This window comes from Pedobacter sp., assembly GCF_039594775.1.
GTDB lineage: Bacteria > Bacteroidota > Bacteroidia > Sphingobacteriales > Sphingobacteriaceae > Pedobacter.
This window is the reverse complement of the sequence record NZ_JBCNMT010000001.1, coordinates 986889-1002279: the sequence shown is the minus strand read 5'-3', so window position 1 is coordinate 1002279 and position 15391 is coordinate 986889. Positions and strand designations below refer to the sequence as shown.

Genomic DNA, 15391 nt, shown 5'->3' with positions numbered 1-15391 from the left:
TAAATCTAACTCCCAGTACTAGAAGCGCAAACCCAATGCTACTATCTCCAGAAAGTCCTCCTGTCCCCACTTTCTTCGGAAGCTTTTTGCTTCAATATTTTTTGTTCAATCCCTTGTCATCCTGAGCTTGTCGAAGGATATTCCATAGCCAACAGATGCTTCGTTCCTCAGCATGGCAGCATGTTCAAGAACAGTAAAACAAAAAAGTATTTCCCTGCCCACCCAGACAGGCGCTGCAATCAGGGCTAGTTAAACAAAACATTGCACAACACCCCAAAGCATTGCAACTTATTTAAACCTCGTAGGTTTTAAAAACCTGCGAGGTTTCCTACTAAAACTGCTTACTTTCTTCCACGTACAACCTCATAGGTTTAATATAAATAACGCCTATTAAACCAATACAACTGAGTTAGATGATTATTTAATTGATTTTCTAGCGAAATGATACCATATTTTGTTTTGCTGACCCTGAAATAAATTCAGGGTGACGTCAGATGGACGGTTCGTCATGATGTCCCGAACATTCGGGGCAGCATCAGCTTTACGAGCTGTTTTGACAAATTTTAATAATAGAACTGAGATTATAAGGTTTTCATCTCCATACTACCCCCTTTCTCGATAATCCCAACTTACGGATTAAAACACTTTTCCGACTTGCGGACTAAAAAAAACTTTTCACTTTTTACTTTTTACTTTCTACATTTAACCTATGTGGGAAATACTAGGCGATAGAAACCAATTTTTAACGATAGCAGAAGTCAACAAATTTTTATTGACCATTTTGCTATGTGGCATTATTGGTGCCGAACGTGAGTACCGCAGCAAATCAGCGGGTTTAAAAACCATGATCATGATCGGCCTAGGCTCTGCCCTATTCACCGTACTTTCCGTTAAAATAGGCGATGTTAGTCACGATAGGATTGCCTCTAACATTGTAACAGGCATTGGCTTTTTGGGAGCTGGGGTAATTTTTAAGGAAGAGAACCGCGTAAAAGGCCTAACCACCGCCTGCGTAATATGGATCGTTGCCGCCATTGGCATGGCTGTAGGATCGGGTTATTTTATACAGGCCATTGGCGTAACCGGCGTAGTGCTTATCTCGTTACTGGTGTTCCCTTATGTAGAAAACATTGCCGAGCGCCGCTTTACCAAACGCACCTACCGCATAGCCAAAAGGTACCAAAACAAAGATTTGGACAACTATGAACTGATCTTTAAACAGCATAAACTAAAACCCAGCCGTGGCAAGCACCAACTAGCCAACGGCATTATTACAGGCACTTGGGACGCCGTAGGAAGCCCAGCAAACCATCACGAATTTGTGGAAGCCATGTTGCAGGACAGCAGTATCCTAGAGTTCGATTTCTAGCGACACTAAGCCTTCCAAAGTTCCTTTTTCCATCGTGTTCATCATGCTAGCGTATAAATCAAAGGCCGTACTATGCAGTTCCCAAACCTTTTGGCGAAGCCACAGCACCATTTCCTTATCCACTCTGTACTCCCTATTATATCTAGCTTCGCAGTAACCCTTCTCTAGGAAATCCAAATAAAAAAGTTCTTCCTCTTCCTCCTTAGAAAAAATACCAATAAGCTTAGAAGCGCCTCTTCTAATGTTCTTTCTTAGGGTACTTAAAGAATGGCATTTCATATCTTTCCCCCTAAGTAAATTAAGAAAACATCTATACGTAAGTTCAACCGATTGCTGAAGCATAAATACAGCCAACTCCAGTTGCCTATTCCCAACGTAGTAAGATGCCCCATCAAAAAAAGAGCAGGCCCGCTTCATTTCTGCGTTAAACAGTACATCTAAATAAGCTTTTCTATTTTGATAAACTTGCGCATTGACAACCGGCAGTTGATTAGACACACTTTTTCGGTAAATCAAATTTTCTTCGGCGCAAGCAGTTCCGTAAAATAAATTGCCCTCGCAAATCTGTTGGTTTAAATGTCCGAAGGTATGCAACGTACAATAGCTATTTTCATATCCAAGTAAGCTGATATCAATAATGTCATCAAAAATTTCCAGTTTTCTACCACAGCCTTTTTCAAGTACAATAATCAAGTCCAACGCATCATTACCCTTACTCAAATTATAAATGCTCCCTACGGGAATGGCTTGCTTAAGTAACGTAATTACCCCTTCAAAACTTACCAATGTAAATTCGTTAACAGGCAATACTCGGCTTTCTGCCCCTTCGGTGCACACCGTATTCAGCGCACCCATATCGTCAGTTTTTAACCTCATTATCCGTGGCAGGTAGTCGTTCAAATCCTAAAATTTCCTTTTCGTAAATCAGCCAGCAGCAAATCAATGTCTTCACTATATACTTATATCGCTTTCCTCCTTTAACATCTTCATCAAATTCGCATTTGCAAAAGGCCAGCTTAAGCCATTCATATAATGCCGCCTGACATTCATTCAAAGTGGCTTTTTTGAACACATTTTTAATCCCCAAGTAAGGGTCTTTGATTTCAACATCCGTTAAATAATGTGTTATTTTTTGGTCGTTCAGCTTACCCCCACTCATCCCAGCGTAATGCTCTTTATTGGCAACTTGAAAAAATCTTATACCAGTTTGATCAATTACCCAAGCAGCATTTAATACGTTGCTAAAAAGCTCTCTATCGTAAATGGCATTAGCAGGGCTAGATTTTATCCGTTTTAAACTAATAGCACACCTATACATCTTTTTAAGCTCCGCTAAATGCCCTTTAATATCTGATGCGCTGAAAAAATCGCTGAAAACCATGTAGGGATCTAAGTAGCCGCCAAAAATAAGTGTTGCTAGTTTTGCCTTCTTGTATTTGCTACGATACAAAAACGTTAATTCAGTGGGTAGTTTTAAAGGTTCCATAGGTTTATTTTTGTTTAATGATTTCCAAAGGTTCTCTATATTGTAGATGATGATTTTATAGTTTTTAGTTATTTTATTATATTGGCTAGTAACTACAGATCATCTACACCAATTTACAAACATATTTATATAAATGCAAACTATTTTGAAAAACAATTCAAATATTTTTGAGAGAATGATGGCTTTGGCGAGTTCTGCAGGTTGCAAAAACGCAAATGAACTGTCAAAACATCTTGGCTACAAAAGTCCTGAGAAACTTTATAGGCTTGAACGTGATAAGGATGCAAAACCTTCTGCGGATATTTTAATCGACTTTGCTGATAAGTTTGATAATGTAAACATGAATTGGGTGTTAACAGGACTTGGAGAACCATATTACTCAAATAACAATACACAAGGTAAAGCGGCTAGTGTCCCTTATTACAATTTTGACCTCAATGATTCTGATATCACCAACTTAACGTTGATGGAGGAAAAACCAGAATACTTTGTCAACTATCGCCCTTTTAACGATTGCACTGCTTATTTACCTGTTTTTGGAGATAGCATGTATCCTAAATACGCCTCTGGAGAAATTGTTGCCGTAAAGGAAATTACCAATTTTGATGTGATACAATGGGGAGAGGCTTATGTAATAATGACCGGCGAAAACACCAACAGTGTAAAATCCATCAAACTATTACACGAACATCCCGACCCAAATAAAATTATTCTAAGGTCGTCAAATCCAAACTTTAAGGGCGATACCATACTCTATAAAAAAGATATTAGTTCCCTATACATCATTAAGGGCAAAATCACCCGTAATATGATATAACGCTGATAGCGTTTTGTATTAAAAAGTTCATAGCTTTGTATATGCCCAATGAACAAATTTCGGTTTTCGACATCTTTAAGATAGGAATTGGCCCATCAAGCTCCCATACTTTGGGACCTTGGAGAGCTGCGCAACAGTTTACCAATAGTTTAGCTGCGCAAGGCGTATTGGCTGATGTGGAACAGGTAAAAATTTTACTTTATGGCTCCTTAGCTAAAACAGGCAAAGGCCATGGTACCGATATTGCCATTTTATTGGGTCTAGCTGGTGGCGACCCCGTAACGTTTGATGTAAACGCCATTGATAGCACCGTTGCCCAAATTAAAGATGAGCAGAAATTAATGCTTTCAGGGCACTTCAACATCGATTTTTCCTATCAGGATGACTTGATTTTTCTTTTCTCTGAAAGTCTACCTTTTCACCCTAATGCCGTAACCTTCCAGGCCTTTCTATCCAACGGCAAAGCCGTTTCCGAAACCTATTATAGCATTGGTGGCGGTTTTGTAGTAAAGGAAGGCCAAGACAGTAGTGAGAAAGAGCAGGTTGACCTGCCATTTCCGGTCGAAAAAGCTAGCGAACTTTTACATTGGTGCCTAACTACTGGTTTAAAGGTCAGTGAAATTGTCATGGAAAATGAGGCGGCTTGGCGACCAGAAGCTGAAACTAAAAAAGGTATTCTACAACATTACAAAGTAATTAAGGAATGCATTTATAGAGGTTGTCATACTTCGGGCTTTTTACCTGGCGGTTTAGATGTTGCCCGTAGGGCCGCAAAACTTAACCAACGTTTAATTGGGGAACAAACTTATAGCGATTATGATACCTGGACCACTGCAATTCGTAACGGAGGCAATGGCTTTAACTATATATTGGATTGGGTAAGTTGCTTTGCCCTAGCGGTAAATGAAGAAAACGCCGCTTTTGGCCGAGTGGTTACCGCCCCTACCAATGGTGCATCGGGCGTTATCCCTGCCGTGCTGCAATATTTCATTACCTTTTGCAACGGTTATACCGAAGATAAAATTATACAGTTTATTGCCTGTGCCAGCGAAATTGGCAGCATCTTTAAAAAAGGGGCAACCATTTCCGCAGCCATGGGTGGCTGTCAGGCCGAGATTGGCGTATCGTCGGCAATGGCTGCAGCAGCTTTAACAGAATGTTTGGGAGGTTCGCAAAGACAGGTACTTATGGCCGCAGAAATTGCTATGGAACACCATTTGGGCCTCACCTGCGATCCTATTGGAGGCTTGGTACAAATTCCCTGTATTGAACGTAACACCATGGGAGCCATAAAAGCCATCACCGCAAGCCAATTGGCACTACAAAGCAATCCGGATAAAGCCAAGGTAAGCTTAGATGCCGTGGTAAATACCATGTGGGAAACCGCTTTGGACATGAATGCCAAATACAAAGAAACATCAGATGGTGGTTTGGCAACGAAAGTTCCTATTAGTTTGCCTGAGTGTTAGTAGAGTTGAAAGTTCAAGTTCAAAGCAAAAACCTGCGGAACAATCAGCGTATATCTGCGGGATTAACTCGAAGAACTATTCCTCATCTGCTTTGCCACCTCATGCGCCTGCACGTCATCACTCTGCGACAAGTACTCCATAATATTTTCCCTATTGCCTTGTGGATGATTTTGGCTCAGCTTAAAAACGCCTTCCAGCTCGGTTACCATAATTTCAAAACCAACTATTGCCTTTAAATGATGGGAAATATATTCATCAGACATTTGATGGAATGCCGAAGGGCTATGGTGTGGCTCGTATTGATTGGTCAAATCTTCTACCACCTTTCTGGTTCCTGCTTCATCTAACAACTTAACAGTACCCCTAGCTTGCACACTACTATAGTTCCAGGTAGAAGCTGAAGCCGGATCTTCATAAACCGAAGCACTCACATAGGCGTGCGCTCCATGAAATAAAGCCAGCACATGTTCATTTGCCGAAAAAGCCAAATGATGTTTGGTTTTCCTCATCACATGGCCTATCAATTTAATTTCGTTTCCTACAATTTTTACTTGAAGCGGAACTTGGGTAGCCGCAGGAATGTTATTATTTGCACCAATCAACACCGCAAAAGGATGGGCCTGCATGAAAGCAATGAGCTTATCCCTATCTTTCTCCAAAAAATGGCCAACTCTGTACACGATTTAAAATTTAATAGTAACAGTTCCTTTATTGCTCAACTTTGAGTTGTAATTCCATTTAGGGCCATTCTTCAATAAACGAATAGCCTCGTCCTCAAACGCCCTATCCTGACCTTTAAGAATTTTGATATTGGTAGGTCTACCATCTTTGCCAACGCTAAAACCAAGTTCAACGGACAGTCCGCTATTGCTGAAAAGCTTGTTGTTATTTTTAAGATAATCTTCAAAAATTTCCCAGCCTCCTTTTGGCTGAGAAAGCATTTCGTTCTCTTTTTCCACCGCTGACACCACAACTACCGAATCATTTTTTGTAGATTCTTTAACTGTATTTTTTTTATTAGCAATGTAACCACTGGCCACCACAACCTCATTCAAAGAGCTATGGGCTTCATCTAATCTAATATTCAAATTTTGATTAGCTTTTGCTTCAATATTTTTCTTATCGTAGCCAATTGATGCTACTTCTAAAGATACCTTGTCTGCTTTCTTGTCTGTAGGCAATACAAACTCACCACTAACATTGGTAATTGCCCTTGCATCCTCGCCTACCATTTTCACGTTGGCACCAGGAATAGGTCTGCCCATATAATCTACCACTTTCCCTCTAACGGTGGCATAACCAGTTTGTATCTGAACACCTTCCACCCTGCCTTCCAAAGCTTGTACCGGAGGAACTGGAGCCGATTGAACCGGACCTACTACCGACATTGGGCTTTCTGTATGTTCACGTTTAAATTTTGCCACGGCAGGTTGCTTATCCAACAAAACAGGATCTGGTGCAGAAGCCACTACGGCGCTCTTTGAACGGTTACTTGCAATGGCTTGGCCACCTTTATTTAAGGTTTTGTCCAATGCTTGCTCTACTTTCTGTTTGTCCATAACCGCTACAGTTGCTGGTGCAACCACAGTATCTGCTGATGGTGTTGCCGCAGCTACCTGAGGATTTAGGTCAATTTCTATATTTTTTGCTTTGTTGGCTGCTATTTCTGCTTGTTGCTGGCGTTGGTTTTCACGCATCCAAAACAGTACACTCACTGTTAAAAACAATACCGCCGCAGTTGCCGCAATACTTAAACGATGCGAGGCTATACGCCACATCTTACGCTCTACAGGTTTTTCGGCTACACGTTCCTGTAATTGTTTTTGTAAGATAGAAAGAGTTTGGGTACGCTTTTTGGCCTCTGTTAAACCAGCTAAAGCTTGGGCAACAAAAGGGTCTTCAAGCGAAATACGCTCTACCTTATGCATCATACCGGCGTCCAACTTCCCCTCAAGGTAGTCGTCCAGTATTTCAATATCTAACCATTCGTTATTGCCCACTGTTTTTCTCTATACAAATTTTCAAATTCCGTTTACCATTTTGGATATAGCTTTTCACTTTCAGCATATCATATCCCGTAATATCGGCAACTTCTTTATAGCATTTTTCTTGAAGATAGAATAAATCTACGCTTCTTCGTTGTTCTTCCGAAAGGGTTTCCATACACTTTTCCATGATGGTTAACTGTGTTTCTTTTGTGTCGTCGATATCTAGATGCACAAAGTCACTGTTTTCCACAAAATTATCTTCCATGGTTACCGTCGGGTTCCTAGACGACTTCCGCAAGGCCATTAAACAATGGTTACGGGTAAGTACATGCAGCCAACTTTTAAAATTTTGCACCTGATGTATGCGCAGCTTTGAAACCAGTTCTTCAAAAATCTGCATTACGGCATCTTTACTTGGCTCCTCAGCCTTAAAATAGTTGAAGCAAACACCATATACCAAATGCATGTACTTGTTATAAAGTTTACCTAGCACTTCCAAATCACCACTTTTTTGATAAGCGGCAACCAGCGACAAATCGTCTTGCTCTTCAATCCTAGATGTATTCTTAATAAACCTCAAACGTGTAGTAATGCCTAAATTTCTTTCAAGTATAAAAATATTTTTCGAGAAGGGTATGGAAAATTATGTCATTACACATCTAGCCTTTAAATGAAAAGTTCCAAAGCGGAAAAGCAGGGAGACGGGAGAGCGAACTTTTCATTTACCTATCGTCCATCAAAAATTAATTGATATGAGAGCCAATTTTTTAATACTAAACTGCCTACTGGCAATTTTATGTTCATGCACTTCCAAACAAGAAGAAGCTAATGAACCTGCGACAACCGAGGCGATAGCCATGATGGCTCCAGCAGTTGCACAGGACAAAGAGCTTGTAGTAACGAGTATACCTGAAGCCTCAAGCAACAACTTTACTAAACAAAAGAAAATTATTAAAGATGGAAGCATTACCGTTAAAACCGACAACATCAACACCAGCAAAAAGGGAATTGACGACTTATTAAAAAAACTACAGGCCTATTATGAAACCGAAGACTTACAAAATAATGATGAGGCCATTTCATACAACCTTAAAATTCGCGTACCATCTGCCAATTTTGAAAAGTTAATTTCAACACTAGAAAACGGCAACGATGAAATACAGAGCAAAAATATACAGGCTAGGGATGTGACTGAAGAATTTGTGGACATTGAAACTCGTTTGGCCAATAAACGCGATTACCTAAAACGATACAAAGAATTACTCTCAAGAGCACAAACCGTTAAGGATATCCTGACAGTAGAGGAAAACATCAGAAACCTTCAAGAAGAAATCGAAAGCAAGGAAGGTCGGTTAAAGTATTTAAGTGACCAAGTTGCATTGAGTACGCTGAACATCCATCTTTTTAAAGAAAAAGAGTCGACAGGCAAATATCAGGATAGTTTCTTAGGAAGAACCAAAACATCTTTTAAAAATGGCTGGGCATCAATCGTTGATCTTGTGCTTTGGGCTATAGGAATCTGGCCTTATCTCATTACTGCAACCGTCGCTTTTTTTATTACCCGCCGAATCATCAAAACCCGTAAAAACAAATAAACCCAGCAAGCTAGAAAGGCCTACTAGTTATTGCTAACCCAAGTCCAATTATTCACCATAAGTAATTTTAAAATGAAAACCTTACTTACTTCCATTGTTATCTCGCTATTCTTTTTGGGATATCAAGCCGCTCCTACCAGACAAATTACTGGTACCGTGGTTAGTGCCGCTGGTGGGACAGCTTTACCCGATGTAGTGGTCAAAAGCTTGCCCAGCAAAACCAGTGTGCTTACCAATGCCAAAGGCAAATACAGTTTAAATGTGCCGAATACCGATACGCATTTGCTCATCAGCTCGATCGGCTTTAAAACCCAGAACATTAAACTGGGTAAACAGAATGTTATCGACATTAAATTAGAAGAGGACATTAATGCCCTACGAGAAATTGCCGTGGTGGGTTATGGTGTACATGCCAAAAAATCAATTACGGCTTCATCTTCTAGATTTATGGGTGCACCAGGATCACAAAGCAGCGCACCAAGAATGAGAGTTCAAAATGATGGAGCAGGCTATTATCCTCGCCCTCAAAACACCGAAAACTATGCACATATTACCGAAAATGCTTTTAAAAAAGCTGGTGATAACCCGCTTTCCACCTTCTCCATAGATGTTGATGCCGCTTCCTATAGCAACATACGCAGGTTCATTAACACGGGCAATTTACCTTCAAAAGATGCGGTTAGAATTGAAGAAATGATCAATTATTTTGATTATGACTATGAACAACCCAAAGGTGAAGATCCAGTGAACATTGTTACCGAAATTGGCGCTGCCCCTTGGAACCCACAACATCGATTGGTCCACATCGGCCTTCAGGCCAAAACCATTCCCAACCAACACCTACCCGCCTCGAACTTGGTCTTCTTAATTGATGTATCAGGCTCTATGGAAGACTCCAACAAATTACCATTACTAGTTAGCTCCCTACGTCTACTTACGGATAACTTACGCGAACAGGATAAAGTGGCCATTGTGGTTTATGCAGGCAATTCAGGCTTGGTATTGCCATCTACCTCTGGCGAAAACAAACAAGCCATTAAAGATGCCCTAAACAAATTGAGCGCCGGCGGTTCTACCGCTGGCGGGGCTGGCATTAAACTGGCCTACAAAGTAGCTGCCGATAATTTTATTAAAGGTGGCAACAACAGAATTATTTTGGCCACCGATGGAGATTTTAATGTAGGTGCCAGCAGCGATGCAGACATGCAAACCCTTATTGAAGAAAAGCGCAAAAGTGGCGTATTCTTAACCGTATTGGGTTTTGGTATGGGCAACTATAAGGATAGCAAAATGGAAGTGCTTGCCAACAAGGGCAATGGCAACTATGCCTACATTGATAATATTAACGAAGCCAGAAAGGTATTGATCAATGAGTTTGGCGGAACGCTTTTCACCGTAGCTAAAGATGTAAAACTACAGATTGAATTTAATCCCAAAAAAGTACAGGCCTACCGTTTAATCGGCTATGAAAACCGCTTGTTGAACAACGAAGATTTTAACGACGACCAAAAAGACGCCGGTGAAATGGGTGCCGGCCATACCGTTACTGCTCTTTATGAAATTATTCCTGTTGGTGTAGAAAGTAAGTTCATTAAAAAAACCGATGACCTCAAATATCAGAAAAACTCCTCATCCTCTAATTACGCTAATGAGATGCTCACGGTTAAACTTCGCTATAAAGAACCTGACGGGAATAAAAGTAAATTATTGCAACAGGCAATACTTGACAAGTACCAAGACAAGCTGAGCAAAACGAGCGACAACTTTAGGTTTTCGGCCTCGGTGGCCATGCTGGGCATGCTGCTACGCCAATCAGAATTTGTACAGGAAAGCAGTTTTGAACAAACCATTGCCTTAGCACAAGGAGCAAAAGGTGTAGATAAAGAAGGCTACCGAGCAGAATACATCAAATTAGCGAAGAGTGCACAATTAATGGCAAAAGATTTACGTAATTTTGCCAGAGTAGGTAGCGATAAATAATCGCTACCTTAGTTAATTAGCATTTAAATGAGAAAAATCGGATTATTCCTACTTGCCGCATCAGCGTTATCTTTAAACAGCTGCGATGCACAAAGCCAAGGTAAATTAGGCAACATTTTAAATAAAGTAGCTACTGGTGCTACTGGCACGCCTACAAGTTTAGAAATAGGAAACGCCTTAAAACAGGCCCTAGAAATAGGTACCTCTGCCGGGGCAGATAAACTGTCGGCCAAGGATGGCTTTTTTGGCAATATGGCCATTAAGATCCTGTTTCCTACGGAAGCACAAAAAGTAGAAAAAGGTTTACGCAGTTTGGGTTTAAACTCTCTGGCCGACAATGTAATTTTAAGTTTGAACCGTGCCGCGGAAGATGCCGCAAAGGAAGCCAAACCTATTTTTGTAAATGCCATTAAGCAAATGACCATTGCCGATGCCACCAACATTTTGCTTGGCAATAGCAAGGATGCCGCTACCCAATATTTCAAAAGGGTAACCACGGCCCAGCTAACCGAAAAGTTTTCGCCAGTAATTGCCAATAGCTTAGGCAAGGTTGGCGCAACCAAATATTGGGGCGATGCTGCTGCTGCCTACAACAAAATCCCTTTGGTAAAACCGGTAAACACCAATTTGACTAGCTACGTAACCGAGAAGGCCATTGAAGGTATGTTTGTTCAGGTAGCACAGGAAGAACTAAAAATCAGGGATAATGTAGGCGCCCGTTCTACTAGCTTGCTACAAAAGGTATTTGGCTATGCCGACACCAAAAAGTAATACACACATTTGTTGATTTGTTAATAAAATCTTGACAGAACAAAACCAATTTTTTGCTAGCTTGTTATACGAAAACAAAGTAGATAAAAAAGTCCTGTGAGTGGGCTATCCGCGTAGGGCAGGCACAGCATAAATAGGTTAACTATGATAAGAAGCATCCAATATTTGGATGCTTCTTTTTGTTTTTACGGGCTGTATATTAGTTATTAAAAAAGTCAACCCATCTTTGCGTTCTTCGTGTGACTCTTTTTCCCCTTTGCGGTTATTTTTTTAACGCAAAGATTTTTTTAAGAATTCGCAAAGAACGCAAAGGTAAATCCCTCCCCCATGTGAAAAGAAACACGTAGCAGCTTGTGCCATCCTGAGCCTGTCGGAGGATTTATGGCACTAGAAAGAGACTTCGATAACTTGTCCCGATTATTCGGGAAACTTAGGGCGACAACAAATAAAAGAAAATGACAACAAAAAGAGGATACCCATTACGAGTATCCTCTAACAAAATCATCTATGTGTTGTGATTAGTTTCCGTTGAACGAGAAGGTAACGGCTCCCTCTTCACTTACTCCTGAAATGGTAGTTCTACCATCTCTAGAAGTTGGTAACGCTTTCTCAATATCTGCGGTACTACCCACTGCTATACCATTTACTTTGGTAATCACTAGGCCTTTTTTAACACCCCAGTAGTCGAACAACTGACCAGGAACCACGTTAGTTACTACCACACCGTTTTTCACACCATATTTAGCTTTCAACGCATCTGATGCTGGGGCAAAGCTTGCACCCAATTTGCTGATGCTAGCGCCAGTAGTTTTATTTTCAGTTTTAGCGGTTAAGGCTACTGAGCTTTCGCCTTTTAGGATTACGTTAACGTTTTTAGTAGAACCATCTTCTTTTAGAACTGTTAAAGCTACCTTGTCGCCAGGACTCATACGACCAATGCGCTCTTGTAGATCTGGGGAATCATAGATAGCTAAGCCTTCCACTTTTTTAATGATATCACCCTTTTTAATACCCGCAGCTGCAGCAGCACCATTAGGCATTACATCGCTTACATATAAACCAGTATTTTCTTTTACTTTAAGTTCTTCGGCAACATCAGCATCTAGGGCTACAAAGTTAACGCCAATATAGCCGCGTTTTACCGAACCAAATTTCTTGAAGTCTTCCAAAATTTTCTTAGCCAAGTTCACTGGAATAGCGAAACCGTAACCTTCGTTTCTACCTGTTTGTGAAGCGATAGCAGCGTTGATACCTACTAGTTCCCCATTGGCATTTACCAAGGCGCCGCCACTGTTACCAGGGTTAATGGCCGCATCTGTTTGAATAAAAGATTCGATAGAGTTATTGGTACGTGTTGGTTTTTGCCCCGTTCTTCTGTATTCGTCATACTCTTCTTCAGTCATCATACCGCTTTCGCGGTTTAAGATACCGATGTTACGGGCCTTAGCACTTACAATACCAGCAGTAACGGTAGTTTGTAAATCAAGAGGGAAACCTACGGCCAAAACCCACTCGCCTACCTGTACATTGTCTGAATTACCCATTTTCACATAAGGCAAATCGTTAGCATCTACTTTAATTAATGCCAAATCAGTGTTGGCATCTTTACCAATTACTTTTGCAGTTACTTTACGTCTGTTGGCTAAAATCACCTCAATTTTGTCGGCCTTGTCTACCACGTGGTTATTGGTTACGATATATCCGTCTGGCGTTAAAATTACTCCAGAACCCGAAGCTGCCTGTGGCTGACGTGGCCCACGTTGCATGCCACCACCAAAACCAAAGAACTGTTCAAACATATCTTCCATTCCTCCACCGCTTCTGCTAGATTTATTTTCGTAGGTCGTCTTAATGTGCACTACCGCTGGCGATACCGTCGCCGCAGCCTGCACAAAATCAGGAGCCCCGGCCGAAGATGCTCTTACCACATTGCTTGCGAACATGGTATTTTGCTTGTCGGCCAATGTTGAATGATCACTTGGGCGCTCTAATAATTTATAGGCGCCAATTGCTGCTGCACCGCCTAAAAAAGAAGCGGCCAAAACAATCAATCCTATTTTTTTCATTTGCATAATTATTTTACTTTTTAGGTATGAAATCGTTCTGGATAAATCCCCAACGACTTCATGGTTATTGTATGTTGTGTATTATACTGAAATACATTTCAAATTTAATACCATATGAACGATATTTGTATCATAATCACGTCTAAAGGCATGTTAAAAAATGTTAAAAGCCATTACAACAGTATGTTGACGTTTTTTGCTTAACGATTGTTACAAATTTACTGCATTTCATCATGAAAATTAAGTTCTATAAATACCAAGGTGCCGGAAACGATTTTGTTTTGATTGACCACAGAGAAAGTCCCTTAAAAAACATTGATACTGGGCTTGTGGCCAAACTTTGCGATCGTAGGTTTGGTATTGGAGCCGACGGCCTGATGTTTCTTTTAAGCCACCCTAACTATGATTTTGAAATGGTTTACCATAATGCCGATGGCAACGTGGGCAGCATGTGTGGCAATGGCGGCAGATGTATTGTGGCTTTCGCCAAGCATTTGGGCGTTATTGACAGTGAAACTAATTTTTTGGCAGTTGATGGCCCTCATTATGCCAAAATTTCAGCCGAAGGCAACTGGGTTGAACTACAAATGATCGATGTAGATAATGTTCAACTAGATGGGGAAGCTTTTGTACTGAATACCGGCTCTCCTCATTATGTAAAAGAGGTAAGCAGCTTAGCTCAAATGGATGTTTATACCGAAGGCTATAATATTCGCAACAACGAAACCTACAAACACGAGGGCATTAATGTTAATTTTATAGAACAAAAACCCGATCATTTGTTTGTACGCACGTTTGAACGTGGCGTAGAAGATGAAACCTACGCCTGCGGAACAGGTGTTACTGCGGTAGCTATGGCCATGGCCAAAAAGCAAAATCAGATAGGTAAAATTGAAACCCCTATTAAAGTATTAGGTGGTAATCTGCAAATCAACTTTAATTATGATGGCCATAGGTTTACCGATGTATTTTTATGCGGCCCAGCAGAAAGGGTTTTTGAAGGTGAAATCGATCAGCTTTAGCTTCCTATAAAGTTAATACTGCTTATTTATTTACCAATTAGATCCCAACGGGCTGTTTTTCCTCATTATAGGTTCAAAGAGCTAGAGCTTCGATGTAACATAGTTCATAAGTCCTACTCTATTTGTAACAAAATTTAATCAAATGATTAAATGAGATTTCCCTGACTTTTAAAAGACATTCCGAATCTACTTTTGTTAACAAAATTGTTAAACACAAAAGTTAATCGCCCGCTTTGAATAAAGAAGAACTCATTAAACAAACCGCAAAGGACTTATTCTTCAACAAAGGATACCTGCATGCTACTACGCAAGAAATAGCCGATGCAGCTGGTGTTAACCGTTCGCTCATTAATTATTATTTCCGTTCAAGGGATTTGCTTTTTCAAACGGTATACCGTGAAGCAGTAGAAAGTTTAAAATCGCAGTTGGACAAAGTCCTGTACGATAAAATTCCTTTCAAGGAAAAATTAAGTATTTTTATAGATGTTTACATGAAGGAACTACTGAAATACCCTTACCGGGAGTCGTTCCTCATTACCGAAATATGCAGTAAGAACTTTGCCCTTAAGGAAAAGAAGAAAAGTGCGGCCCTAGCCCATTTCCTCAAAGAAATTGGAGAAGAGATGGAAAAAGGCACCCTTAAAAAAGGAGATCCGATACATTTTGTGTTTGATTTGTTTGCGTTAATGTCCTTCCCCGTAATTATGACGCCACTGTACCAAAAGCTGCTAGACATCTCCAAAGAAAAATACAAAGCCCTGATTGCCGAAAGAAAGCAATTGATTTTAGAAAAAATTTTTAATTAAAAACCTTCAATTCTCAACATAT

The 15391-nt window shown here is 40.4% G+C and carries 14 protein-coding genes; 8 read left to right on the top strand and 6 right to left on the bottom strand.

The window, feature by feature from the left end; translation table 11 throughout:
- Positions 1-709: 709 nt before the first annotated feature.
- Positions 710-1369, top strand: a complete 660-nt coding sequence (locus ABDV71_RS04335; protein ID WP_343531196.1) for an MgtC/SapB family protein — start codon at positions 710-712, stop codon at positions 1367-1369.
- On the opposite strand, the gene ABDV71_RS04330 is transcribed toward ABDV71_RS04335, so the two are convergent.
- Both ABDV71_RS04330 and ABDV71_RS04325 read right to left on the bottom strand, forming a co-directional pair.
- The gene (locus ABDV71_RS04330; RefSeq protein ID WP_343531195.1) at positions 1352-2245 is read right to left on the bottom strand and encodes a HEPN domain-containing protein; all 894 of its coding nucleotides are present in this window, start codon (positions 2243-2245) and stop codon (positions 1352-1354) included. The two genes, ABDV71_RS04335 and ABDV71_RS04330, sit on opposite strands and share 18 nt — an antisense overlap.
- Positions 2229-2855, bottom strand: coding sequence for a hypothetical protein (locus tag ABDV71_RS04325; protein WP_343531194.1), 627 nt, complete (start codon positions 2853-2855; stop codon positions 2229-2231). The genes ABDV71_RS04330 and ABDV71_RS04325 overlap by 17 nt, the downstream gene beginning before the upstream one ends.
- A gap of 133 nt (positions 2856-2988) precedes the next feature.
- Here ABDV71_RS04325 and ABDV71_RS04320 point away from each other — a divergent pair, with 133 nt between their 5' ends.
- Together ABDV71_RS04320 and ABDV71_RS04315 are read left to right on the top strand one after the other, a co-directional pair.
- Positions 2989-3672: a S24 family peptidase gene (locus ABDV71_RS04320; RefSeq protein ID WP_343531193.1), complete on the top strand. Its 684-nt coding sequence runs from the start codon at positions 2989-2991 to the stop codon at positions 3670-3672.
- Between the two features lie 41 nt (positions 3673-3713).
- Positions 3714-5141: an L-serine ammonia-lyase gene (locus ABDV71_RS04315; protein ID WP_343531192.1), complete on the top strand. Its 1428-nt coding sequence runs from the start codon at positions 3714-3716 to the stop codon at positions 5139-5141.
- A gap of 62 nt (positions 5142-5203) precedes the next feature.
- Here the strand turns inward: ABDV71_RS04315 and ABDV71_RS04310 are convergent, their stop codons facing one another.
- The 3 genes from ABDV71_RS04310 to ABDV71_RS04300 are packed head-to-tail and all read right to left on the bottom strand — an operon-like array spanning position 5204 to position 7709.
- Positions 5204-5821 carry an FMN-binding negative transcriptional regulator gene (locus ABDV71_RS04310; protein ID WP_343531191.1) on the bottom strand — a complete coding sequence of 206 codons (618 nt, stop codon included), beginning with the start codon at positions 5819-5821 and terminating at the stop codon, positions 5204-5206.
- A gap of 3 nt (positions 5822-5824) precedes the next feature.
- Positions 5825-7141 carry a carboxypeptidase-like regulatory domain-containing protein gene (locus ABDV71_RS04305; protein WP_343531190.1) on the bottom strand — a complete coding sequence of 439 codons (1317 nt, stop codon included), beginning with the start codon at positions 7139-7141 and terminating at the stop codon, positions 5825-5827.
- Positions 7131-7709 carry a sigma-70 family RNA polymerase sigma factor gene (locus tag ABDV71_RS04300; RefSeq protein WP_343531189.1) on the bottom strand — a complete coding sequence of 193 codons (579 nt, stop codon included), beginning with the start codon at positions 7707-7709 and terminating at the stop codon, positions 7131-7133. The genes ABDV71_RS04305 and ABDV71_RS04300 overlap by 11 nt, the downstream gene beginning before the upstream one ends.
- A gap of 172 nt (positions 7710-7881) precedes the next feature.
- On the opposite strand from ABDV71_RS04300, the gene ABDV71_RS04295 reads away from it, so the two are divergent.
- From ABDV71_RS04295 to ABDV71_RS04285, 3 genes are all read left to right on the top strand, one after another.
- Positions 7882-8724, top strand: coding sequence for a DUF4349 domain-containing protein (locus ABDV71_RS04295; RefSeq protein WP_343531188.1), 843 nt, complete (start codon positions 7882-7884; stop codon positions 8722-8724).
- Positions 8725-8796: 72 nt separating this feature from the next.
- A complete protein-coding gene (locus ABDV71_RS04290) occupies positions 8797-10704 on the top strand; it encodes a von Willebrand factor type A domain-containing protein (protein WP_343531187.1) in 1908 nt (635 codons plus the stop codon).
- A 27-nt stretch (positions 10705-10731) separates the two neighbouring features.
- Positions 10732-11475, top strand: coding sequence for a DUF4197 domain-containing protein (locus ABDV71_RS04285; protein ID WP_343531186.1), 744 nt, complete (start codon positions 10732-10734; stop codon positions 11473-11475).
- A 518-nt stretch (positions 11476-11993) separates the two neighbouring features.
- On the opposite strand, the gene ABDV71_RS04280 is transcribed toward ABDV71_RS04285, so the two are convergent.
- Positions 11994-13541, bottom strand: a complete 1548-nt coding sequence (locus ABDV71_RS04280) for a trypsin-like peptidase domain-containing protein (protein WP_343531185.1) — start codon at positions 13539-13541, stop codon at positions 11994-11996.
- 233 nt (positions 13542-13774) lie between these two features.
- Between ABDV71_RS04280 and dapF the strand changes: the two genes are divergently transcribed.
- Both dapF and ABDV71_RS04270 read left to right on the top strand, forming a co-directional pair.
- On the top strand, positions 13775-14563 hold the full coding sequence (dapF, locus tag ABDV71_RS04275) for a diaminopimelate epimerase (protein WP_343531184.1): 789 nt from the start codon (positions 13775-13777) through the stop codon (positions 14561-14563).
- Between the two features lie 233 nt (positions 14564-14796).
- Positions 14797-15369 (top strand): TetR/AcrR family transcriptional regulator, encoded by a 573-nt coding sequence (locus ABDV71_RS04270; RefSeq protein WP_343531183.1) that lies wholly within the window; start codon positions 14797-14799, stop codon positions 15367-15369.
- Positions 15370-15391: the final 22 nt, after the last annotated feature.